The sequence below is a fragment of the Vibrio sp. A2-1 genome (assembly GCF_021728355.1).
Classification (GTDB): domain Bacteria; phylum Pseudomonadota; class Gammaproteobacteria; order Enterobacterales; family Vibrionaceae; genus Vibrio; species Vibrio splendidus_K.
Genome location: NZ_JAKKCO010000001.1, coordinates 1661171 through 1685932, shown reverse-complemented (window position 1 = coordinate 1685932; position 24762 = coordinate 1661171). Strand labels below are relative to the sequence as shown.

Sequence of the window (24762 nt, the reverse complement as noted above, 5' to 3'; positions counted from 1 at the left end):
CTATCTGGGTAATAAGTACTAGGAACTCAAACTATGCGCACTTATCTAATTTGAGCTCTGCGGTGACTTTCGTCAAACGCAACGCAATCGCGAAACAAACTAAGTAAGGACTCACATACCAAAAGATGCTTTCTAGTGGCTGCTTCACCTGCGCTTCTCTGGTTTTTATGTACTGGTTTTTCTGCTTCTCATACTGACTCAACATACCATCCACCCACACTGCATCACTTTCAACCAGCGACACGCTAGGCGCAGGAACCGTAAAATCTGATGCGTTGGGTAACAAGGTGAAATCGACATCTTTGAACGTGATCGCCGTATTCAAATACCACAAACACGCTTCATGGTGCTGGGCATGATTATCTAAAGACGGCTGACCAGTGCAGATATCACTTCTTAATTTATCCAAAGAGAACTGCTGAACAGATTCTAAAATCGCCACCGCTCTGGTTTGTTCGGTTTCAACCCAATCACCAGCCACCGATGCTCGAATTTCAGAAACAGCACCCAGCATGCCGATACCCGCCAAGAACGGCCATAAATAATCCATGAGCTTCCACTTTCGTCGGCTCAAGTTGAACCCACACCAAATCGGAAGATGAAAAAGGAACGTTAGCCCTAGTGATAGCAAAACGAAATTCAAGGAGCTAGAGAGCATGAGTTCGCTATCGAAGAAGTTCTTCATAATGAGAGACTTGCCTGTATAACAAAGAGAAATTTGATACTAGGTTCGATATTTGAAAAGAGTGTAAGGGGAAAGTAAAAACAGCACCAACCATTGGAGTTAGCGCTGTTTATTTAAGCAAGTAGCGGCTTTTCCATCGGGATACAGTCGAGGCTAATACCTCTAGGAGAGTGATAAGTGGAAAGTTCATCGCCGATAAAACCACACGAACGATAAAATTCCGCAGCATTCAGGGTCGATTCTAGCTTCATTAACGGCAAGTTGTGTTGAATCGCGAGTTCCTCTAAGAACTGCAACATCTGCTTAGCTGTACCTTTTCCTGCAAAGTCAAGGTCAACAAAAATAGCATCAATCATACCGGTTTCGATGTTAATCTTACCGCTGCCAATCACTCGACCATCAACTTCTGAAACGTGAAAAGTTTGGGCTACATCGCTTATGAATCCATCAGACATTCCACCCTGCGTCCATATTGACAGCTGTTCTTCTGAGTAATAAGCCGAGCACTTCTCGACAATGGCACGGCTTCGAATATCGAAAATATCCTGAGCATCAGACTCAACCGCTTTTCTAATTGTAATCATAAGCCTACCTCTGGTGACTAAAAGATACTACTTGCTAGTAAATCGAATAACTACTCGGTGACTAACGCAGGAGATTGCTTCCCCTTAGCTGACATAAGATAAAAACCAACGGCACCAACAACTGAAATTAATATCACACTAAACCAAGTGAAAGTGTACCCATAATCATCGATAAAGTAGCCAATCACGATAAAACTAGGCATAACGAAAACCGTTCGCAAGGTAATGAGCACGCCTTGAATGCGTCCACGATGACTCGAAGGGGAGTTGTTTGCTAAATATATGCCCTCTTTTGTCAAAAGAAGAACCTCGCCCGCAGATAGAAATAGCCAAGCAAAAAAATGAACAGGAATGTTGGGAAACAACATGACGAGCATATAACCAAAGGCAAACATAAAGCCTGCATAGGCAAGGCTTACGGTTTCAGCCTTACCTGACGTGAACTTCATTAAGATTGGAGTAATCAGCACTACCACAACACAAGCGTAAGTCATGAGTTGCCCGAAAATAATTGGGCCTTGCTCTCCAAACACATGGCTCAAATACAATGGACTAGCCATAGTCATTTGATTTAGCGAATACCACAGTAATCCACATAGAAAAGTGAACAACAAAAGCCGTGGCCTTGATTTTAAAACTGACCAAACCGAACCAGAAACGGGCTGTTCCAGTTCACTCTCGCTGGTCGATTCCGTTCCAGGTTGCAACTTCACAAACGCAGCCACAATAAAAACACAAAAAAGAGCAGCAAAACCATTGCCGAAAAAGATCCAGTCGGTGTGATTCCAGAACAAGTAGCCAGCCATAACAGGACCAAGAGCTGAACCAAAGTTATAGGCTAGATAACTCAGTGACATGACTGCATCACGATTCTGAGGGGTAGAAAGATCGGCAACTAAAGCATTACTCGCAGGTAAAGCTAAACCGCCAAAGAAATAGGCACAAAATAAGAACACAGGTACGACTACCGGAGCATCGGCGAAGAAACCACAAATAATCAATAATACAGCACACATAAACTCGCCAAACACCATGACCCGTTTATGTCCCAACCTGTCGGCTAGTCTCCCACCTAAAAAGCTCCCTAAAAGGTAAGAACCCGTCACACCCATGGCAAGGGAACCTGCGACTGTCGCGGAATAACCCAACTTATCGGTTAACAGTAAGACTAAAAATGGAACGATAAAGTTACCCATTCCCAGAATCATTCTAGCCAGTGCTAAATAATAGATATTATTCGGTAAATACCTGTAAATAGAAATGGCTGAGAAAAGCTTATGAATCATGAAGTTCCTAAAGTATTTAAGTGCTTGATTATGAATTTCTATTCGATAGTACTGAAATCTAGGTTTCTCGGCACCGAAACACTAACAACCTGAGTTCCTGCGATTAAATCATGTAGGCAACGCTTGTCTTTGCGCAAAACAAACAGACAATCTAGCGTCGTTATAAAATGACCAATTACAGGTATGTACGTAACGATTGTCATAGGTATCATTCGTTTACCCACTATTTTGAATAACCCTATATACTTACCTTCCATATCGACAATCGCGATTTCCATTAGATTTTTGCCAATCGTCTGCCCCTTCTTATGCAGCAAATATCCGTGTAACAAAAAGAACACCAACCAACCGTAAGCTGAGGCTATAAGTAGTTCTGTCGTATCAATTTTCCCTGTATCGAATATTTTTTGAAAATAATCGGTATAGAGAAAGATTGGCGTCATCATAGCTATACCAATCAGGCCATCAATCAAACTTGCCCCTACTCGGGACCATCGAGACGCGAGTACAATTGTAGGGGTGTTTTCTATTACTTCAGACATGTCCTTTCCTAAAGTCAAAATGCCTATAAATTAAAAAACGTCAGAAACTCGAAGCTCTGACGTCATCTTGAATTAGATTGAATCACTATATAGAAGGGCAGTTACCGCTTTCAGCCATTGCGACTTTGCGTACTTCAGCTTTCCCTACTTCTTCATCGACTAACTCAACACCTGCACCACCGACAAAAACGCCCATTTTAATGTATTGGTTAACGAAGTAATTCCGACCTTCAGCAGTAAAAAGGGAGACGTGATTTTCAGAAAATTCAGATTCCGTACTGACGACATGCTCTTCGTTTCCTTTGACCTCGTGATAAAAGAACACACCAGGAGCCGTTTCACCTACGCATTCTCCATCAACATATACGTACTTTTTGAGCGCGCCACCGACAAAAGTATCTTCACGATAGATATAGATGCCTGTATTACCTTCTTTAGGAGCAGGGAACGTTTTCGCTTGATCAGAAACTGAAGAATCGACTGTTGGCACAGAAGCACACCCAGATAATGCGAGAAGAAGAGCAGAGCAAAGAAATACCTTATTTTTCATGTAATAACCTAGACTTTATAAAAATGCGAGAAACATAACATATGCAAATGATTTAATTTTAAATGCCCATGCATATGTGTGAGCCACATTGCATAATGAGTAGTTAAAATTCAGAGAAGTAGATGAATCGAACTAAACCATTGTTCTGTATAAGCTTAATCACTCACGTGCAATTTTAATCAAATGGTTAGAGGATCTATTTTATGCAATCACTTCTAATGAACAGGAGATGTTCCGAGGTGAAAGCCTTTAGATAATGTGCACTAAAAAACGTACGCCTAGCGATTTAACTAGGATATATAGATTGGAGACAAAAAGGGTAAGGACTGCTGACTATTTCAGAGCCAGCACATGCTCGATAAAAGTCGACTTCTTTTCGCGGTATTCATCTTGTGGCCAACTTTCACAAGACATTTTGAGGGTGTTGTATCGCTCCACCAATGCCGGATTCACACGTAGCTTGTCACGAAACGTTAGAAAGCATTCAAACTCAGAACCATTAATGACCACTTGCAAGGCCACATCATCAACGGATGTAGATTCCAACATACACAGTTCGGGTGTTCTTAACGTATCGAGTTTCTCTGTAAAGCCGAGTGTTGTAAGTCGCTCTATAGCATCCTCAAGTTCGCCAAGCTCAACTCCAACGAATATATCTAAATCGCCCTTAGATACGGCTGATGGAATCGAAGATGCGCCTACATGCTCGACTCTCGCATTAGGTATCAGCTTTCTGATGTCACGCTCATATCGAGCAAACATTTCATGACAAGCAGTTTGGTATTGTTCAGCGGGGTAAAATTTCATGTATCCTCACTCCGAATCACAAACTATTGAACACACCAATTGCTAAAAGAAGCAACACGGTGCTAATAGCTCCGATATACGAGATTCTGGTTCGCTCTTTTTCAGTTGGAATCAATGGGGGGAAGCGCCCTAATGTAAATACTTTACAGACTATCCAGCCAGATCCGTAACCAATGAACTCAATCACTAACGACTGAAACATATATCTGAAGAATGCGCTTAATGCCCTAAAATACGCGACTATCACCTCTTCCATTTTCTGTCCTAATTAAAGTCAATTTGGAACAAAAAATGCCACGGGTAGAGATTCAGATCAAGAACCTTATACAGAACTACATATGCATACAGTCTTTCAGACGAACACCGTACATCTCATTTAGATCGCTGCAATATTTGGGTATACGCTTTTGAGAAAGCACTCGGTATTCCTCAAGTTCATCGATGGGTTCGTATGATGAAACATGTTCTTCAACTTCGTTCTCCGCTTCAGTCCTTGGTAAAATTAAAGGCGTAGTTGGGTTATTACAGACCACGCTTTCACAAATGGTATCTTGGGAATGGTTAAATTCTTCGGCATCCAAAAAATCAGAGGTCGTTGCAAGAGTAATAGGGGTTAAAAGTAAAAGATTAAGAGGAAGAAAGTTGGTAAATCTCAAATTGATCATCACTTAAATTAATAATAAAAATTAAGTGATAATTATTATCAATAAAATGAACAATGTATAGACTTTACTGACAGGTCAGAGGTTTGATAAATATCTGAACCTCCGAATGAAATATTAAGACAAAGGGGAAAATCGCCAGTATGAATGATTAACACGTGAACTAGAACTAATACACGGCTAAAGATAATCACTCACTACCGACATGCAATGACTCACGGAATCTTCTTTCTCGCCGACAGGTGCAACATAGTGAATTGCAGCTTCGGCATGTAATTCGTCTGCTAGCTTACTGATAACCCATGCTGCGAGGTATTTGGACGACAAACAGCCACCCGCCGTAGCAATGTTACCTTCCGCATAGAACGGCTGATCCAACACAGTCACACCGGATTCAATTACCCATAGCTTCGTTGTTAAATCAGTGCAAGCTGGAACTTGATTCAGCAATCCCAATACCGACATTAACAAAGTCCCTGAACATTGACCGCCAATCAATTGTGTTTGTGGATTAAGGTTTAACCTTGAGAGCAATTTAGAATCTTGGGCGATATCGCGGGTCAACATGCCACTACCAAACAACACCGCATCAGCAGTATTGGCAAATTCCAGAAGTTGCTGAGATTGAACTGTGACTCCATTCATTGAAGTCACTGATTCTGTAGGGCTAGTAATCTGCACATTCCAGCCAAACTCTTTCATTCGGTTCAAAATACCCGAAGCGATGAAAGAATCCAGCTCGTTGAATCCATCAAATGTTAGGATGGCAATATCCATATTTATCCTTATCTCTTTGAATAATCCAAATTTCAGTTCAAGTATTATATGTACATTAACCTTGAACTGAACATACTAGCCTAAGATATTATCATCAGACAGTCGCTTTCTTACGCCTATTACGATAACTCTTCAAAGCACCAGTCAACCAATTCTTCTGATGTAAATTATTAACAAACCATTCAATGAATGCTTCTGAGTATCTATGTCGCCCATCTAACTCATAATGGTAATTTGAACATTTGGAGTTCTGAGTTTTATTTTTCTTAACAACCGCCTGAAAGGAGTGGCTTGTAATATTTACGTACTCTTGTCTTGCGTTGATTTCTTCAATGGCCGTTTTCTGGTGATACGGATGAGTGATATCTGGGCCTTTGGTCTCTCGGATGATGATTGCTTTCTCACCACTGTCACTCAGGGAGAGCGACAAATCACTTTCTGACGATTTTTTAGTCAATGCCAATTTGTAATCTATAGATATAGAAAATTCATCAGAATCACACTCTTTCGCAATTTCAGTAAATTTCGTCAAAAAACTCTTAACTTGGCAAGCGGTAAGCTCTCCATAAGCTTCTTTAATTACCGCGGTTTCAGGCTCAAATCCATCAACAATGAGACTAAGTAAACCTACACTTTGACCAGCTAGTGGGCTATTACCCATTAGCAATTTATACCGTTTTTGGTAATTAAGAACCGTTGCTTGAAATAAACGCGATAGTTGAGGTTGTAGCTCTGGAATTAAAAGATGGATAGCCTGATCACGTAAGTCTATTAAGGTTTCCAAATTCTTAAATACATTGTCAGAGGGGTCCATTAGTTTAGACGTAGCTTCACGAATACTAATACTAAAGTCGCCATCTTTAAAAATGCTTGATGCTCCGTCTCTTTTAGCCAATTCCGATTTCAACATAAGCTCCCAAGCGTTCACCATCATAATCGTAAATGCTTCTACACGATTACCTAATGTAGGCCGGTTATATACCTCCAAAGCTAAAGTAAAAGCATCATGACTTCTTTTAATGAGCTGATTAGAGAACACTTCATCAGGTGACTTTCCTTGAGTATTTTGACTCTGAGACATCAATAAGAAAAACTGGTCATTTGATAGTTGCGTGATACCGCTACATTTCCAAAGTGAGCGACTTACTTTAGTAACATACTTACCTTTTAATTTTTCATTAAAATACTTATTCACCGAGTTAACACTGTAGCCAACAGATTCAGCAACTTCTCTTGCAGTAAATTCGGATCCATTTTCTTCAAGCGTTCGGAGTTCATCCAGTAACTGAAGAAGCATACCTTTTCTAACCATCTCTATTTTCCCTTCGGAAAGCACATGTTCACAATGACTTATGTTTATTTCTAATCACAACACAGCTTTTGATATATCCAAGCTGTTGTTAAAACACTTTAATTCACATATGCATATAGAGTCACCAACTGAATTATATTTCTGCATTTCCTTTGTCCAAAAAAAAAAAAATCCCCGGCGATAGGAGCCGGGGGAAGATGGGGAAAAATGAGTCTGAAGTATGCCTGCTCCTAAACTCCCCCTAAACCTCATCTAAAATTGATGTCCTAGTTGAGGGCTGGCAATGTGTCGTTGAAACGTAGTGCCTAGCGCTGCTAAAGAGTTAGTCTGAAAGAATCACCATCTATCCTCAATATCTCCTTTGATCATGCGATAGACCAGAAATGCAGCGACAATGCATAGAACAGCCATCACGATGCTGCTAATACCAAGAAAAACATAAATTGGTTCCACTTCGTCTCCCATCACTCTCTCCAGAAATAAGCCTCGATGACTCAGACACATCAGTAACACACTAATATTTAATGATAAATTAAAGGTTAACACCCTTTATTTGGCCGTAATTTTTGTTTTATCGCTAATTATTAATTAGCCAAAGCCAACGAACTGTTGTTATACTCGCCAAAAATAAGGGTCGACACCCTTTATTTTAAAAGTCTACGTTTAGTCAGACTTATCGTCAAGCTACTTCGTGGCCAAAAGTCAGAATAACCGCTCAACTCTATTGAAGTTGGGTTCCTAAATTTGAACATAGAGTCACCCCTTACAAGAGCAAAACATGAAAAAAGTAGCACTCACTACCCTCATTTTAGCCATGTCTTTATCGGCACCAATTAACGCTGAAATTGGCGTGGGACTTACCGCCAGTTACTCGCCAAATGTTTACAAAGGAGGCGATACCGAAGTTACGCCATTCCCTTTAATTAGTTACGATAATGGCCATTTTTTCATTGAAGGTGTCCAAACTGGCTATCGCTTGGCTCCAAAAGGCAGCGTGAACAATCTCGTTATATTTGCGGCCTACGATCCTCGCACCTTAGACGCGAAGGAATCCAATGATCCCGATATCAAGAAGCTTAATGATCGCGATCCTTCATTCATGGGTGGGGTCGCTTATGTATTGACGACGAATGTTGGAGAACTGAGAGCGGGTGTGGGGACAGATATCAGTTCGGTTCACAATGGCCTTTATGCTGAAACTCGTTACAGCTACCACATCAATATGGGGCCATTTGGTTTGATCCCAGCGATAGGATATTCACTCAATAGCGATAAATTGAATGAGCATTTGTACGGTGTTTCGGCGTCTGAAGCAGCCAATACTCGCTTTGAAGAATTTAACCCAAACTGGAGTGGACGTTACTTTGTCGGTTTAACCGGGTACATGCACTTATCAAAACGATTACGTTTAACGGGTGGGGTTAGATATGAAAACCTCGACTCTGAAATCGAGAAAAGTCCGATACTTGAAAGTACAACATCGGTTATTGGAAATGCTGGAATAAGTTACACTTTCTAATGTGTTTGAGCGGGGTTAACGAGACTGAATATAAGCGAAGCTGGTTTAGAAAAAGGACTTTCTACAACCTTAAACGTAAGTTGAAACCGCTATACGTACAGATCTATTTTGTTCATTTTCTTAACCACATCTTCCCCTTGAATCCTTTTTAATACCGTTCCATTCGACGATGAGATAACAATTTGCTTATGGCTATCTAGCTTGGCTGACAGGTCGGCCTTGTTCGCTGAAAACGTCGTGTTGATGTAATCAGTGGCGCTATTCAGTTTGTGACTGCTCAATGGGGAATGTATCAGGTTGGTCATCATTTCGAGTTTTTAAAAATAAAGGTTAACAACCTCTATTCTATATGCTAAATGTATAATTTCAATAGCATGAACTCGATGAGGCCTGTTTAAGCCCATTAATGTCAGTTACTCAACGATTGATTGTATCGCAAGCTTTGTGCCTTTATTCTACGGCCTGTTACTGCTGATTATCGATGGCACATAAAACACAGCCATCATCCAACATTCGGAGGCAAGAGTGGGAAGAGCAAGCGCTGCACAAGCGATTATTACACGACAAAAGATCATCGATGCTGCATTTGATATCGCATTAAATGAAGGCTTCGACAAGGCAACCTTTGCTTATATTGCTAAAAAAGCAGGTGTGTCTAAGTCAGGGATTAATGCTCACTTCGACAGAAAAGCCGATATTGCCAAAGAGCTTGAGCCTCTGTTTGCAAAGATCATCAATGAGCACTTAAATTACGAGTCGACCGCGGCGTTTTCGAAGACTTGGCAGAAAGCCATTGATAGTGAACCGAATTTTGTGGCAGCTATTATTGCATTTGGTCCTATTATGCCAACTGAGAAAGGCATCAAAGGGCTGCAATCCAAGATCCAAGGCGAAGAGCAAGAAGTGCTCGACTGTATCTATCACTGTATCGGCTATGCGGTTTGTAATATTCAATCTCGCCAATCCGCTTAATTCGCCTATCTTCATTCCGCAGATTTAACGAATAAAGCGACCGATATTCAGCTCCACGTTACCTGTTTTCTCTTTCCTATTGCCGATTGTCCAAAAACAAAAAGCCCCGGTTATAGGAACCGGGGAAACAGGGTGGGATGAGTTTGGCGCGTGCCCGAAACCAAACTCTCCCCAAGCCTCACCTAAGACTCATGCTCTTAGGTAAAGGATACTGAGTACTGTTATTACAAAGTACTGCTATTGCAAAGTACGGTTATTGAAGCGTAGCGCCTTGCTCTACCCAAGTGCCGATGAGTGCGCGCTCTGCATCGGTCATTTGAGTCATGTTGCCGAGCGGCATCACCTTGGTTGTTACCGTTTGAGCAACAATTCTTGGTACGTTGGCTTTAATCTCTTCTGGGGTATCAAACATCACACCGGCTGGCGCAGCAGCAAAAGCGGCGTGGCTAGGGGTTGATGAATGACACACAGAACAGCGCTCTTGAATGACTTTGTTGATGGTTTCAAAGCTTACGCCTGCGCTAGCAGTTTGCATTGCGTGATCTGCTGGTGCAATTTGAGAACTCGCCGTAGTTGAAGCAGTACCGTTTTCAGCAAGCTCTTCTGTCGCCGATTCAGTCGCACTTACTTGCACTTCTTGAACCACAGGTGCTTGCACAACCGGAGTCATCTGCTTTTTCGCATAAGGTGAGGTCACAAACGCCAGCGTGATCATACCCAATGCTGCTACTGGTACTGTCCATGCGAACTTCTGGCTACCATGACGCGTGTTGAAATAGTGACGCACCAAGATACTGAAGATCGCTAAGCCAGCAAGAATCAGCCAGTTGTATTCCGAGCCATAAGTGCTTGGGAAGTGGTTACTGATCATGATGAACAGCACTGGCAGTGTCATGTAGTTGTTGTGACGAGAACGCAATAAACCTTTCGCTGGCAATGCAGGATCCGGTTCGCGCTTCTCTTCAATCGCTTTCACCAAGTTACGCTGCGCCGGCATGATAACGCGGAATACGTTACCCACCATGATGGTACCAATGATGGCACCCACGTGGATGTAAGCACCACGACCACTGAACACTTGAGTTAGGCCATAGGTCGCAGCAACGAGCAACACAAACAGCACAACACCAAGCAACACGGGGGTTTTACCTAATGGTGAGTCACACAGTAAGTCGTAGATAAACCAACCAGCAACGAATGAACCAATACCAATCGCGATTGCCGTTGTTGAATCAAGGCCAGAGCCCGGTGCAATCAGGTAAATCTCCGCGTTAAGGTAGTAAACCACGCCCAGTAGACACACACCGGTGATCCACGTGAAGTAGGCTTCCCATTTGAACCAGTGCAGGTGCTCTGGCATCTCTGGGGGCGCAAGTTTGTACTTCTCTAGGTGATAAATACCACCGCCGTGAATTGCCCATAAGTCGCCTGAAAGGCCCGTTTTTGGGTTTACTCGATTAAGGTTGTTCTCTAACCAAACAAAATAAAATGATGCGCCTATCCACGCAACACCAACAATCATGTGAGCCCAGCGTATTGCTAAATTCAACCACTCTGTAATATGCGGATCCATAATAAACTCCTGTATCACAACGCTTTAGCTAAGCGTTGCTCTTCCTTATTGTCGTCCGTTGGCAGATCGTCCAAATGTAATGCCACTCGATCGCTGTCGAAATAAACTTCATCACAATTGTGCCCTTCGCCGCCTCTATCGACGATCAAGAACTGGTCTTGATCAGTAAGCGCGAGAACTGGGTGATGCCACACCCCTTTGTGATAGTTCACTCCTTGACGGCCGTTGCTCAAGAAAGCTCGGCTATTGGCTAATGTTGGATCGTCGCCTTTTGGCGCAACAACAATTAAATAGGGTTGACCAAGTAATGGAATGAATGCCTGAGAGCCAAGTGGATGACGCTCTAACATTTTGATGGTCAGTGGGTAGCTCAACGGTGTGGCTTGGAAGATGCTGATGATCGCTTCTCCGTCTTGGTCTTGCACATCCGTTGTCGCTAGCTTGTGGTAGCGACGTGTTGATCCACTGTTGATCATGAAGAAATCACTATTATCGGACTCGATAACATCGCCAAACTCTGCAAAAGCCTGCTTGGTTAACGGTTCGATGGATAAACGACGTATTCCATTACTCATATCTGATTTCCTTACCTATTTCGCCTTCGTACCAAACAGACGCAAACGGCTGATACCACCATCTGGGAATATGTTTGCACGTACGTGGGTAATTGCACCAAGGTCGTTTACCTCAGAAATGAATTCGTGAATCTCGTGTGCTTGCAGCTTTTGTGCAGGCAACAATTCACGCCAGAATAGGCTTTGTGTTTCTACTTGGTCGTCGGTACCGCCTTTCACGTAAGCCGCTTGAATTGAGCAGCTGTCAGGGTAGTTACCTTTGAAGTGAGCCGTGTCCACTACGATACGTTCGATGTTGCCTGGGTGGCCTAGTGCCACGATAACCCAGTCATTACCCGGTGTACGACGACGCGCTGTTTCCCAACCGTCACCCATGTTTTCACCGCGGCCTGGACTTAAGATGTTGGCTTTGTTGCCGTAGTGCTCATCGCTACATGCCAGTGCTCGGCCACCGTGTTCAACCGATGCTAGGTCGACTTGTTGCTGAGAATCAATTGCTTCCCAATCCACACTTGGTCGGCCATAAACACGTAGGCGCGCTACACCGCCGTCTGGATAGATGTTCAAACGTAGGTGCGTAAATACTTGGTCACTTTCAATCGCTTCAAGATGATGATGATCACCTTGTAGTGCCATTGAAGGCAGAATTTCTTGCCACTCTGTTGAGTCAGTTGGCTCACCTTGTGGTGAATAACACGCGTCAATTGATGCCGAAGGTGGGAAGTTACCTGTGAAGAATGAGGTATCAATATCAACACCAGCAATAGTGCCAGCTAGGCCAAGGCGAACGACACAGTAGTCGTAACCTTCACCACGTTTACGTCTGCTTTCCCAGCCGTCCATCCACTTGCCGTTATCGTCGTATAAATCGTCTTTCCACTCTGGCGCTGCGTGGCTGAGTAGACGGCTTTTATCCGCGAAAAAATCGTCGGTTGCGAAGATAGCTTCTGCGCCGAGTTTTTCGTCTGCAAGGTTTATGAATTGTTCAAATGTTTGGGTCATGTCCGTATAATCCTATCCAATTAATCAAGTAATAATAAAATGAGAACTTAGTGGCTTATGCTTTATTCAATAAGGCTTTGATAAACAAGCCTTCGATAAATCAAGCTCTAATAAGCAGCGCTCTAATAAACAAAGCTCTTGGCTCACTAAGACTGGGCTGAGATAGCTGTTAACTCCGTTAACTTACATATCCCAGAGACGAAACATCGCGATCTTGTTGATCTCTTGAATCGCCGTAGCAAACTCAGTTTCACTATCATTTCCTAATCGCATCTCGAACGACTCAAGAATTTGGTAACGATTGGCTCCCTTCACCGCCATGATAAAAGGGAAATTGAAGCGACTTTTGTAGCTGTTGTTGTAAGAAGTGAATTTTTCAAATTCTTCGGCGTTGCACTGGTCAATGCCCGCCCCCGCTTGTTCTTTGGTCGACGACTCGGTAAGTTCGCCGTTTACTGCTGCTCGACCGGCTAAATCCGGGTGAGCGTTGATCAAAGCCAACTGTTTGCCTTGGTCTGCACTTAACAAGGTCGATGCCATTTTCAGATGAAGATTCTCGATATGGTCGTCTTCGGCATTCAAACCTTGGTCATACACCAGTTCTGCAACCCACGGGCTGTGTTCGTAGACATCAGCAAAATGAGCGACAAAGGTATCGCGGTCCATGGTTGTTGGTTGGCATGATCGAAATTCAGTCACGTTAAGCCTCCTTGCTTCACTGCTACTTTTGCGGTTGATGAATAGCGTTATTTGGTTGATATGGATGATGTTGGTGCCAGTGGTTAGCAATATCGATTCGACGACACAACCACACGCTGTCGTGCTGTTTTACGTAATCTAAGAAACGTCTCAATGCAGCAATACGACCGGGGCGACCAATCAAACGACAGTGAAGCCCAACCGACATCATTTTCGGTACGGTTTCACCTTCCATATAAAGGGTGTCAAACGTGTCTTTCAGATACTGGAAGAACTGCTCACCCGAGTTGAAGCCTTGCGCGGTTGAAAAACGCATGTCGTTCACATCGAGAGTGTATGGGATCACCAGTTGCGGATGACCGGTCTCGGTGTGCCAATAAGGTAGGTCATCATCGTAGGCATCCGAGTCATAAAGAAAACCGCCCTCTTCTGCAACCAAGCGACGCGTATTTGGACCGGTTCGACCTGTGTACCAACCTTGTGGGCGTTGACCTGTCACTTGCTGGATGATCTCAATCGCCTTGGTCATGTGGTCGCGCTCTTCAGACTCATCAATGTATTGATAGTCTATCCAGCGATAACCGTGACTACAGATTTCGTGCCCGGCTTCGACCATGGCTTTGGCAACGTCTGGGTGACGCTCAATCGCCATAGCAACCGCAAAGACGGTCAATGGGATTTCATATTCATCGAACAAGCGAAGAACACGCCATACACCCGCACGGCTACCATATTCATAAATGGATTCCATGCTCATGTGACGTTCGCCTTTGATCGGCTGTGCGGACGGGATCTCTGAAAGAAAAGCTTCAGACTCGTCGTCTCCATGTAACAAACAACGCTCACCGCCCTCTTCATAGTTCAATACAAAAGAAACCGCGACGCGCGCATTACCTGGCCATTGAGGGTTTGGAGGGTTAGCTCCGTAACCGATCAAATTTCTTGAATAATCCTTATTCATCCAAGTACTCCTAACATAAGTGGTTGGCTTAGCCGCTCTTCAAGTGAGTCACCAAATGATTCAACCAAATGGATTCTCGATAAACAGAGCAACCTTACCCCTGTACATTTATTGTATACAATTATTTATCTCAATGTAAAGATTTTGTTATTCAAGTTAAATTTACGCACTATTGCCAATTAAAAACAATAACTTAACCAATACAACACTCACCAAAAAACGATAATAAAAATCTATAAATTCAGAAAAAACGATACAATGGTTAACATTTTCCCAACAATTCGCTTTACTAATTGTGTACAGTTCGTACATAGTTAGTGATAACAAAGTGACCAGTTGCATTCTTTGCAAGGTCGAAACAGACAGATAAACCACGGAACAGAGGAGCGCCAAAAGCGCTATTAAAGGACTATGGGAAGATTAACAACACACGTATTAGACACCACGCACGGCTTACCGGGCACAGAGATCAAAGTAGAGCTTTATAAGGTCAATGAAGACTCAACAGAAAAGCTGGCGACGGTGATCACCAACTCCGATGGCCGAACCGATGCGCCGATTCTGGCAGGGAATGATTTCCGACCAGGGAAATATCAATTGGTGTTCTACGTTGCGGATTATTACAAAAGCAAAGATGTGGAATTGGATGGCGTGCCTTTCCTAGATGATGTGGTCATTCGTTTCGGCTTAGATGATCCAGACGCGCATTATCACGTTCCTCTTCTCGTCTCGCCTTACAGTTTCTCAACCTATCGGGGCAGTTAGTCCCGTGTCCTAGCACTTAGAACTAGGCTCAACCATCGAATAATAAACAGATTCGTGCGTGCATCTAAAATGATGCGCGCTCACTAAACACGCTCATATAAAAATACTAACAACGTTATTAGTTAGAGAGTTGATGACTAAACAACAGATAACTAAAGAAATAACGGCTAGGAAAAAACCTTAAAACTTAATATTGAAATCTCGCTGTATTCAATAAATGGATCACAACATAAAAGGACTTGCTGACATGAGTGAGAGTAAAACAGAAATACTCAACCAAGACGCGAATAACGGAATTTTAGAGAAACTCTTTAAAATTAAGGCCCACGGAAGCAGCGTGAAAGATGAATTAATGGGGGGTGTGACTACCTTCGCCACTATGGCTTACATTATCTTCGTTAACCCACAAATTATGGCTGCGTCAGGCATGGATGCAGGAGCGGTATTTGTCGCGACTTGTATTGGTGCTGCGATCGGTTGTTTGTTAATGGGGCTATTTGCGAACTGGCCTGTCGGCCTTGCACCGGGCATGGGCTTGAATGCCTTCTTCTCATTCACGGTAGTAAGCGAAATGGGCTACACCTGGGAAGTGGCGTTGGGTGCAGTGTTTATCTCCGGCATCTTGTTTGTCGGGATGAGTTTCTACAAGGTTCGTCAATGGATAATCGAAAGTATCCCGGTGAGTCTGCGTTATGCCATGACAGCGGGCGTTGGCCTATTTTTAGGTCTAATTGGCCTTAAAACAGCGGGCATCGTCGTCGAAAACCCAGCGACTTTGGTTTCTTTAGGGGATTTTACTAAACCTGAAGCTCTACTGGCCGCTATCGCCTTCTTGATCATCGCGGTACTCAGTGAGCGTAAAATATTTGGTGCCGTGTTAATCGGAATTTTGAGTGTGACTCTGGTCGGCATGATGCTTGGCTTAGTGCATTACAACGGCTTCTTCGCAGCGCCACCAAGTTTAGCGCCTACGTTCCTAAAAATGGACATTATGGGTGCGCTTGATGTTTCGATGATCAGCGTTATCTTGGCTTTCCTTTTCGTCAACATGTTCGATACCGCAGGTACTTTGATGGGCGTGGCTGAGCGTGCAAATCTGACGAACCCTGAGACAGGCAAGATCGAAGGTCTGAGCAAAGCGCTGAAAGCCGACAGTATCTCAAGCGTGGCAGGTGCGTGTGTGGGTTGTCCGCCAGTCACCAGTTACGTAGAAAGTGCCGCAGGCGTTGCAGCAGGTGCGCGAACTGGCTTATCTGCGATTGTGGTTGGCGTGTTGTTCTTAGCGGCGATTTTTCTATCGCCACTTGCAGGTATGATCCCCGCTTACGCAACCTCTGGCGCGCTGATTTACGTAGCGTTCGTAATGATGAGCAGCATGCAACACGTTGATTGGAAAGACTTCACCAACGGTGCGCCTGCAGCTATTACCGCCCTGATGATGCCACTGACATTCTCTATCGCAAATGGTATAGCACTGGGTTTCATTACCTACACGGTATTGAAACTGGCGACAGGTAAAACAAAAGACGTATCAATTTCGATGTACTTCCTAGCCGCGATTTTTGTCGCGAAGCTCGTGTTCATCGGTTAATCAAATCGTTCTTGAGCCGTCGCTTAGACATATGGTCATTTAGAGATGGCTCAAGAATGAGTGCTTGGTTTGTTCACAAGCCAAGCTATCAAGACACATGCTAGAACAACATTTTTAAGAAAAAGCTAATAGTGCTAATCAGCGGAGTGCAGACGCATTCCGCTCGGTTAGTGCACCTTTTTTATGACCCTACGCAGTTTGTAGAAGTCATTATTTGACCGCCAATCGCCTGTAAACGGAAACGCAGGCAGAGGAATATCAAATGAAACTTCTGTACACCCTAAATGAAAGACCGCCTCACGGCTTAACCTTCCTACTCGCATTACAGCACATGCTCGCTTCGATTGGTGGCATCGTTGCTGTTCCCCTTATTGTCGGCGCGTCAATTGGCTTGCCTAACACCGAGATCGTTTCGCTGATCAATGCTGCGCTGCTGGCGTCAGGTATTGTGACCGTCGCTCAATGCCTTGGTTTCGGCCCTGTAGGCATTCGACTGCCCGTTGTGATGGGCTCAAGCTTTGCCTTTTTGGGCGTCGCCATTTCAATCGGCAACGAAGGCGGTGTCGCCGCGATTATGGGCTCGGCGTTGATCGGCTCGTTTGTCGTGATTGGTGCCAGCTTCTACATGGACAAGGTTAGAAAGCTTTTTCCAACCGTGGTAAGTGGTGTGGTGGTTACCCTAATCGGCTTAACCATTTTACCGGTTGCCATGAATTGGGTCGGAGACTCCCCAGCCAATACGGAACAATTCGCTACGCTACCAAAACTGTTTCTAGCTCTGGTCTCTTTGGGGATTGTGGTTGGTGTATCGGTTTACTGTAAAGGCGCGGTTGCCGCTTCGGCCATCGTGATTGGTTTGGCGGGCGGCTACATTGTGGCGCTATCGCTCGGTATGGTCGACCTTGAGCAAATCAGCTCTGCGGCTTGGGTCGGTGGTCCTGAACCTTTCAAGTACGGCTTTACCTTTTCTGCGAGTGCCATCATCAGTATGAGTTTGGTGTACATCGTGGTTATCGCCGAAGCAACAGGTGACTTCATGGCACTAGGCAACAACTGCCAAACCCAAGTCAGCGGTAAAGACTTAAAACGTGGTCTATTAGGCGATGGACTTGGTAGTACCTTGTCTTCCATTTTAACTGCAATGCCATTGGCGTCATTCAGCCAAAACGTCGGCATTGTAGGTATCACAGGGGTAGCAAGTCGCTATGTAGTGGCTGCAACCGGTGGTTTGCTAATTTTAGGTGGTTTATTCCCGAAATTAGCCGCAATTGCCGTCACGATTCCGAAACCTGTTCTAGGTGGTGTAGGTTTCGTGATGTTCGGTATGATTGCCTACGCGGGCATCCGCATGCTGATAAAAGCCGCAGACACCAAACGAAATGCCTTGGTAATCTGTGTCGGTTTGGCGTCTGGCTTGGCCGTCACTTTCGAACCAAGGTTGCTGCAACACTTGCCGCATGATCTAGCGAACTTTCTTCACTCTGGCATTACAACAGGCACCATCATGACGGTTCTGCTAAACCTTGTGTTGCCGAAATCTTCACGAGCAGAAGAGCAAGAAGCGTTGGCCGAGAGCCAAGCGCAAGTTGAGCTAGAAATGAAAGAACAAGCGGAAGAAGAACGACACTCAGACGAGCAATTAGAGATTCAACAAGCAAGTACAGAAACAGATGTTCAAGCGGCATCAGAAAATCCTGAGCCCAAAGCGAACTAGCTGATTCCCTAATTAACTGGTTCACTGACTAGCGTAAAACCGATTTTCACAGAATCAGGGAATGATTAGAGCGTTGAACGTTTTAGCGCCCCTGATTCGAATTTATCTTTCAACAGCAAATACCAATAAAGACCCTCTTCCCTGAAAAGGCTGAGATGGCTAAGGACTACTATGAATGGAAACCATCTGGATTAAGAATCCTCTCGCAATCTACACTGGCTCACTGGCTGATGCAGAAGGTGGTATTGTCATTAAAGGTAATACAATCATTGAGCTGGTTGGCAAACACAAAGAGCCAACCTTACCCGTAGATTACAGCGTCGACGCCTCTCGTCATGTTGTGACTCCTGGGCTTATCAATGCGCACCACCACTTCTATCAAACCCTAACGCGAGCCTACCCCGGCGCACTGAATAAAGAACTCTTCCATTGGCTACAAAGCCTCTACCCTGTTTGGGCTAACCTCGATGCTGAGATGATGAGCCTTGCCACTGAACTGGCGCTGGTTGAGCTAATGATGTCAGGTTGTACGACAGCGTCAGACCATCATTACTTGATACCTAACGGGCTAGAGCACGCCATCGATTTACAAGTCGAGGCCGCAGAGAAACTAGGTGTAAGAGCGATATTCACTCGCGGCTCCATGAGCCTTGGAGAAGATGAAGGTGGACTACCTCCACGACACACCATTCAAACCGAACAGACCATCATTGATGACAGTGAACGCTTAATCCGCGATTACCACCAGCGTGATGAAGGGGCGATGATTCAAATCGCACTCGCGCCTTGTTCGCCGTTTTCAGTCACCACCGATCTAATGAAAGAGACAGCCAAGATCAGTGAGCGTGAAAACGTAATGATGCACACGCACCTTTGCGAAACCTTGGATGAAGAAGACTTCTGTATTGAGAAGTTTGGCTTGCGCCCTGTCGATTATCTCGAAGATGTGGGTTGGCTGAACGAACGCACTTGGCTTGCTCATGGTATTCACTTCAATCCAGAAGAGATCAAACGTTTGGGTAAAGCAGGCATTGGCATTAGCCACTGCCCAACGTCCAACATGATGTTGGCTTCCGGTATTTGTAAGAACAACGACCTTGAAGCAGCAGGCGTAAAAGTCGGACTGGGTGTGGATGGTTCCGCCTCAAACGACGGTTCAAATATGATTGCCGAAGTGCGCATGGCAATGTATCTACAACGCCTGCAATATGGTTCTGCCAATGTTTCACACCTCGATGCACTGCGCTGGGCAACGTCAGGCTCAGCACGCGCAATGGGCAGAACCGACATTGGAACGCTAGAGGTTGGCAAACAAGCCGACATCGCAATGTTCAAACTCGATGATATTCGTTTCTCTGGTAGCCACGATCCACTGGCTGCATTACTACTTTGTGGTGCTCAACAAGCGGATAAAGTGATGGTAGCCGGAAAATGGCGAGTTAATGATGGTGCCGTTATTGGCGTAGACATGGAGCAACTGATGCACCGTCACCACGCCGCTGCGATGAAACTTGGTAAGTTAGCGATGAATAACCATTAGTTGAAACACTTGCCCATCAAACACTGCAAGCCAAAGCGAGTGGCTTTGATGGGCAAACCTCCATAAACGTCCACAATGATTCGAAAACATCCCAAATCATCCCAAAAAATGTAAACCTGATGCCTCTCAGTCTATTTCCTAATTAATTTCGACTCAATATACCAAAAACATAAACCGCCAATAATTAAAGAAAACCTAATTTAACTCTATCTAATATAAGATTGACTAATAAAACATTCACTAATAAAAAATCACTCATAACCCCTTCGGTAAATATCAAATCACCCGTACATTATTTGGCACAGATCAAATTTAAAACGTTCGTTCTATTTATATATTCATCAAATTAATCAACAGATTTAGTAATAATACGAATAATGGCGATAATTATATTTTTATCACTTACCACCTTTATGAATAGAATGAAAACCTCTCGAGACCTTTCCATACCTAGCCTGACAAAAGAACCAAAACTAATGATTCAAATATCATTAAATTCAATAGATCAACAAACGATCAATATGAATCCAAATGTGTGACCTAAATGGAACTTTTCATTATAAATCTGCTATAGATTGGCCAAATCTTATAAAAACAAAAAACACATTAAAGAGGTTAGTTTTAAAGAACAAAAAATAATCACAAAAATAACAATATTAAAATATTCAATAACCCTTCATAAATATTTAAAAATACCATCTAAATGGTAGAGGATTATTGACTTTGCAAAAAGCTAATAACAAATCTAACAGGGCTAAATAATGAAAAAAATCACAAAAAAACTCGTATTATCTTCGATTTCGATTGGGCTACTTTCCTCTTTTGCACTCACTTCTCAAGCAGCTCCAGTTCAAATCAACCAAGCGTCAGCTGAACAAAACATACCTCAAGTCACCTACGACACGATCATCGGTGAAAATGGGGTCTTTATCGATCTAGAGACCTACAATTTTATTCTTAAGCAACAAGAGTGGTATCAAATCCAAGCGTATGTCGAAGGCGCTTTAGCGCTGCCGGTGACAGAAGCCAGTATGAAATCTACTTTAAGTATTCCTAACGACATTCCTTTCTCTAATTTCCAAGCACTGGTTCAGCAATACTCAAATATTCACGATACCGCCTTTTATTGGAAAAAAGATCTTTATCCAAGCATCGTTGGTCTTTCATTAAGCTTGGCCAATTACGTCCAAATTAAAGACTACATGCTTAACCCACTTAGCGATGCTTTGAATGAAATGCTGGCCAAAGCATTCTCGCCGCTCCCGGAAGATATCGAAGCGGTAGAACGCAATAGAAAGGTGGCGATCGCTTACCTGAAAAGCCTGCAGAGTTTTTCCATGAGATACCAACAAGAAGTGTCTGACGTTGGCGGTAACCTATTGGAATTTTCAGCTACATTAGATACACAAAAATTGCAGTTAGATGTATTAGAAGGCACTCACAACGGTTACCTAAGCGATGATGGCAGCGCGCTTCAACAACGAGTGAATGACATCAATGCACGTATCACTCAACTCAACAAAGACTACACTCACTATGTTACGGTCGCCTCTACCGCAGTAACTTATGCATGGTTCCCTCTGGTTGCAGGACCAATCATGGGTGTATACGGCGATAAAGCAGAAAAAGCGCGTAAGCTTCGTAACGAATTACAAAACGAAGTAAAAGAGCTTCAAGAACAGTTAACTTACACACAGAAAATATATAACTCTTATCATCGCTCTTCAGAGAGTATCGATATGATTTCTCAACAAATAGAAAATGCGATTCCACATATTAATAAGCTGAAACTAAATTGGCAGAAAATGAATGCCGACTTTACTTCACTGCTCGTTGCCTTAGAACAAGCCCAGAATAATGCAGACATCATGAAAGACGACGCAATGCTAGGCGCAATAGGCGCTCTTGCCAATACAACGGTTGCAGAAAGTAACTGGAGTAATATTAGTGAGAAAGCAAAAGCGTTCGCAAACAATGCATATATCCAAGAAATGGAATAGTCCATAGACCTCTCGATCATATAAAAACACAAAAAATATAACGCAATAGCCAAAAATATATCCCTAACAGAAAGCCACACCTTATCAAAATTAAGGTGCTGGCTTCTGCTACCCAAAATTTGGCAAATACTAATTTCGACAGGACATCAATATGAGACTTCTACCTATTATTATTTCTCTTTCATTCTCTCCACAGGCTTTTTCTAGCGATTGGCTTGAACTGAACAATTTACCCAATTCAACCGAATACCCAACTTGGGTTCAATCGGCCTATTCCGATGTCGGCGTTCTATCTCGTTCCACATCCGATTTACACATCAACCTCAGTGATTGGATAGCAGAACAAAACCTTTACGTCACTCAACCCTCAAAAATCGTCGTTTTTGCAGATACCATTGAAATTCCAGAGAATTTCAACTTGCTTGTAAACAACCAAAACATCCTTATTTTTGCGCGAAAAATCGTTGGCCAAGGCACGCCGACGTTTGTGCTCGGACAGCAAGGCTCTGCAGCCTCAATTTCTGTGATTGCCGGCGAAATAGAAACACCCATTAATGTGCTCGCTTTCCAAAGCGATGGCAGCATTACACGAGACGCCCTAACAGGAAAAACTGGTGATGGCGAGTCCGTGGTATTGGCAGGAGAACACTACCGAAGAACGACCATTGACTCGAACATTACTGGGCAAATGAAACTGGCTACTGAACCTTTTACAGACATTGTTAATCGCTCGTTTGATATGGCAGCCAGCTTATACGATACCAACCCAAAGCTTAGCCTCGACCTCATCAACTGGATTGAACAGAGCCTGCGTTACTCAGGTTCAGTGGTTGAAGACGATCCGATTCTTTCCGACCTTTACCTACAAACGGTCGCGTTCAAGCAATTCATTAGCTTCAGCACCAAAGAGAGCAATTACGTTCCTTATCTCGACAAGGTGTTATATCAAGATAAATACGAAGCCTATTTGAACGCTATGATCGCGTATCAAACTCAATGGGACATTATTCAAGATAGAAACACGGTCATTGAAGACAAGATTGAAGCCGCCAAGTTAGCACTCGCTAACATCGAAGACGTTCTACGCGCTCAGAGTTCGATCATCACACAAACCCAATCCAACATAGACAAGATAGGCGATAGCCTGACCGAGGTCGATAGCCAATATAAAGCACAAGAACTGGTCACTCTCAGTTCAAGAACCACTTATTTAGTTGGTGTCGAGAATTGGAAAACCCAACAACAACTCAATGCGGCTCTAGCTATATTCAAAGCAATAGCCGAAATTGGAAGTGCCGTGAGTGGGGTATTCACAGGCAACCTTTCTGGTGTGAATGACCTAACCGAGCAATTGGCTAAAACACCTGAAGCATTAGAAAAAGCGAAAAACCTCGTCACCAATATCAAGTCCGTCACAGGCATTATTGATAGCGTGACCAAAACGATTTCTGGCATTTCTCAGTTAACCGCGGATATTAAATCAACCATCAAGCTCCAGAAGGTATCTGAAGCGATGGATGGCTTTAACTTCAACATCCCAACCATCAATGAAAGCAATCTGGCGTGGGATCTGATGATCACCGAGATCCGCAGCAACTTAAGATATGCCGATAGCTTAGGTATCAAAGGAGCAAGACAATACCTACTCGAACTCGAAAAGCAGGTTCTTCTGGGTAAGGCAATTAACATCACGCAGCTTAACTTTGCTCACGAGCAAGCGAAGTTGGTAGACCTCTTACTCACCAATAACGTGACTATCAATCAACAACAAAGATTGAACGATGGGATCGAGGGTTATCAAGTAGACACCGACAGCTTCGATTCGATTGAACGTGAACTATCACGAGTATTGATGCACTTCAAACGTCCGATGTTCGTTGCTTTGTCTAACTATGTTCAGGCGTACGAATATTGGGCATTGAAGCCAAGCGAAGTTACGCCTTCTCTGAATAAAAGCTACTTGGACTACCAATTTGATTTGGCTACTGTCGAAAGTGAGTATGTAAATGCTCTGTCTTCTTTCCAACCAGCACCACAAGATTTCACCATCGACAACTACACCATTTCTAGCCCCGAGCAACTAGAGAGCTTTGCAACAACCGGACAACTAAACTTCACTATTCCATTAGAACAAGTCCAATTGTGTTCGTTTGACCGCGTTAGACTTTCCACGGTACGAGTGTTCTTAGAAGGGGAAAACTTACCTTATGGCAAGCAACTCAACTTACGAGTTTCCAGTTCGGGTAATTATTTAGACCGATATGAGAACAAGGACTATCAGTTCAGTTCTAACCCTGTTTCACGCGCGTTCTATTACCGCCTAGATGATCCAACCACCAACGATGTTAGCATCATCACCGATGGTGCCGTGGCGAATAAATTCGAATACGCCTACTTCCAACCCACTCCGTTTTCATCATGGAATGTCACGCTCAACAACTTTGATAAAACCGAACAAACGAACAACCAGTACCTAAAAGATGTCGAACAAATTCGCGTCGAGTTCTTAGGTAGCGGTATTCCTAACGGCAACAGTTGCTCTAATTAGCTAAGTACTACTTTAGTTAGCCGAAGCCTTGCTTTAATTAACCAAGCGTCGATTTCATCCAAAGAACCGAGGTTCAAGGAGTAAGGTTCTGGAGAGAG

Annotated in this window: 23 protein-coding genes; 8 read left to right on the top strand and 15 right to left on the bottom strand. The window is 43.6% G+C overall.

All coding sequences use genetic code 11. The features are described from left to right. Positions 1-31: 31 nt before the first annotated feature. The 9 genes from L3V33_RS07095 to L3V33_RS07055 all read right to left on the bottom strand — a co-directional run bounded on the left by L3V33_RS07095 (position 32) and on the right by L3V33_RS07055 (position 7205). Complete coding sequence (locus L3V33_RS07095; RefSeq protein ID WP_054546204.1) at positions 32-550, bottom strand: hypothetical protein; 519 nt, start codon at positions 548-550, stop codon at positions 32-34. 248 nt (positions 551-798) lie between these two features. Then, entirely contained in the window at positions 799-1269 is a 471-nt protein-coding gene (locus L3V33_RS07090) for a GNAT family N-acetyltransferase (RefSeq protein WP_237290078.1), read from the bottom strand. A 50-nt stretch (positions 1270-1319) separates the two neighbouring features. Further along, positions 1320-2555: an MFS transporter gene (locus tag L3V33_RS07085; protein WP_076647255.1), complete on the bottom strand. Its 1236-nt coding sequence runs from the start codon at positions 2553-2555 to the stop codon at positions 1320-1322. Between the two features lie 38 nt (positions 2556-2593). Further along, positions 2594-3097: an RDD family protein gene (locus L3V33_RS07080; protein WP_145563071.1), complete on the bottom strand. Its 504-nt coding sequence runs from the start codon at positions 3095-3097 to the stop codon at positions 2594-2596. Positions 3098-3182: 85 nt separating this feature from the next. Then, positions 3183-3647, bottom strand: coding sequence for a DUF2846 domain-containing protein (locus tag L3V33_RS07075; RefSeq protein ID WP_017105042.1), 465 nt, complete (start codon positions 3645-3647; stop codon positions 3183-3185). A gap of 333 nt (positions 3648-3980) precedes the next feature. Continuing rightward, positions 3981-4454: a GrpB family protein gene (locus L3V33_RS07070; RefSeq protein ID WP_017075226.1), complete on the bottom strand. Its 474-nt coding sequence runs from the start codon at positions 4452-4454 to the stop codon at positions 3981-3983. Between the two features lie 16 nt (positions 4455-4470). Continuing rightward, on the bottom strand, positions 4471-4710 hold the full coding sequence (locus tag L3V33_RS07065; RefSeq protein ID WP_237290077.1) for a hypothetical protein: 240 nt from the start codon (positions 4708-4710) through the stop codon (positions 4471-4473). Between the two features lie 586 nt (positions 4711-5296). Continuing rightward, positions 5297-5893 (bottom strand): DJ-1/PfpI family protein, encoded by a 597-nt coding sequence (locus tag L3V33_RS07060; protein WP_145563078.1) that lies wholly within the window; start codon positions 5891-5893, stop codon positions 5297-5299. Positions 5894-5987: 94 nt separating this feature from the next. Then, on the bottom strand, positions 5988-7205 hold the full coding sequence (locus tag L3V33_RS07055) for a DUF3644 domain-containing protein (protein ID WP_017075230.1): 1218 nt from the start codon (positions 7203-7205) through the stop codon (positions 5988-5990). Between the two features lie 778 nt (positions 7206-7983). Between L3V33_RS07055 and L3V33_RS07050 the strand changes: the two genes are divergently transcribed. Then, positions 7984-8724 (top strand): MipA/OmpV family protein, encoded by a 741-nt coding sequence (locus L3V33_RS07050; protein WP_237290076.1) that lies wholly within the window; start codon positions 7984-7986, stop codon positions 8722-8724. 89 nt (positions 8725-8813) lie between these two features. Here L3V33_RS07050 and L3V33_RS07045 read toward each other — a convergent pair whose 3' ends face one another. After that, positions 8814-9032: a hypothetical protein gene (locus L3V33_RS07045; RefSeq protein WP_132970713.1), complete on the bottom strand. Its 219-nt coding sequence runs from the start codon at positions 9030-9032 to the stop codon at positions 8814-8816. 217 nt (positions 9033-9249) lie between these two features. Between L3V33_RS07045 and L3V33_RS07040 the strand changes: the two genes are divergently transcribed. Next, a complete protein-coding gene (locus L3V33_RS07040) occupies positions 9250-9696 on the top strand; it encodes a TetR/AcrR family transcriptional regulator (RefSeq protein ID WP_048658945.1) in 447 nt (148 codons plus the stop codon). Positions 9697-9949: 253 nt separating this feature from the next. Here L3V33_RS07040 and L3V33_RS07035 read toward each other — a convergent pair whose 3' ends face one another. From L3V33_RS07035 to puuE, 5 genes are all read right to left on the bottom strand, one after another. Continuing rightward, entirely contained in the window at positions 9950-11269 is a 1320-nt protein-coding gene (locus L3V33_RS07035) for a urate hydroxylase PuuD (protein ID WP_237290075.1), read from the bottom strand. A gap of 14 nt (positions 11270-11283) precedes the next feature. Further along, positions 11284-11844: an ureidoglycolate lyase gene (locus L3V33_RS07030; protein ID WP_004732859.1), complete on the bottom strand. Its 561-nt coding sequence runs from the start codon at positions 11842-11844 to the stop codon at positions 11284-11286. 15 nt (positions 11845-11859) lie between these two features. Further along, a complete protein-coding gene (alc, locus tag L3V33_RS07025) occupies positions 11860-12846 on the bottom strand; it encodes an allantoicase (RefSeq protein WP_237290074.1) in 987 nt (328 codons plus the stop codon). A gap of 183 nt (positions 12847-13029) precedes the next feature. After that, on the bottom strand, positions 13030-13545 hold the full coding sequence (uraD, locus tag L3V33_RS07020; protein ID WP_102424562.1) for a 2-oxo-4-hydroxy-4-carboxy-5-ureidoimidazoline decarboxylase: 516 nt from the start codon (positions 13543-13545) through the stop codon (positions 13030-13032). Between the two features lie 22 nt (positions 13546-13567). After that, positions 13568-14506: an allantoinase PuuE gene (gene puuE / locus L3V33_RS07015; RefSeq protein WP_237290073.1), complete on the bottom strand. Its 939-nt coding sequence runs from the start codon at positions 14504-14506 to the stop codon at positions 13568-13570. A 411-nt stretch (positions 14507-14917) separates the two neighbouring features. Here puuE and uraH point away from each other — a divergent pair, with 411 nt between their 5' ends. From uraH to L3V33_RS06985, 6 genes are all read left to right on the top strand, one after another. Beyond that, complete coding sequence (uraH, locus tag L3V33_RS07010; protein WP_237290072.1) at positions 14918-15271, top strand: hydroxyisourate hydrolase; 354 nt, start codon at positions 14918-14920, stop codon at positions 15269-15271. A 247-nt stretch (positions 15272-15518) separates the two neighbouring features. Continuing rightward, positions 15519-16862, top strand: a complete 1344-nt coding sequence (locus tag L3V33_RS07005; protein WP_017075241.1) for an NCS2 family permease — start codon at positions 15519-15521, stop codon at positions 16860-16862. Between the two features lie 262 nt (positions 16863-17124). Then, a complete protein-coding gene (locus L3V33_RS07000) occupies positions 17125-18576 on the top strand; it encodes a nucleobase:cation symporter-2 family protein (RefSeq protein ID WP_054546195.1) in 1452 nt (483 codons plus the stop codon). 175 nt (positions 18577-18751) lie between these two features. After that, a complete protein-coding gene (locus L3V33_RS06995) occupies positions 18752-20116 on the top strand; it encodes an 8-oxoguanine deaminase (protein WP_237290071.1) in 1365 nt (454 codons plus the stop codon). 761 nt (positions 20117-20877) lie between these two features. Further along, on the top strand, positions 20878-22116 hold the full coding sequence (locus L3V33_RS06990; protein ID WP_237290070.1) for an alpha-xenorhabdolysin family binary toxin subunit A: 1239 nt from the start codon (positions 20878-20880) through the stop codon (positions 22114-22116). 151 nt (positions 22117-22267) lie between these two features. Then, positions 22268-24664: a hypothetical protein gene (locus L3V33_RS06985; protein WP_237290069.1), complete on the top strand. Its 2397-nt coding sequence runs from the start codon at positions 22268-22270 to the stop codon at positions 24662-24664. Positions 24665-24762 lie beyond the last annotated feature (98 nt).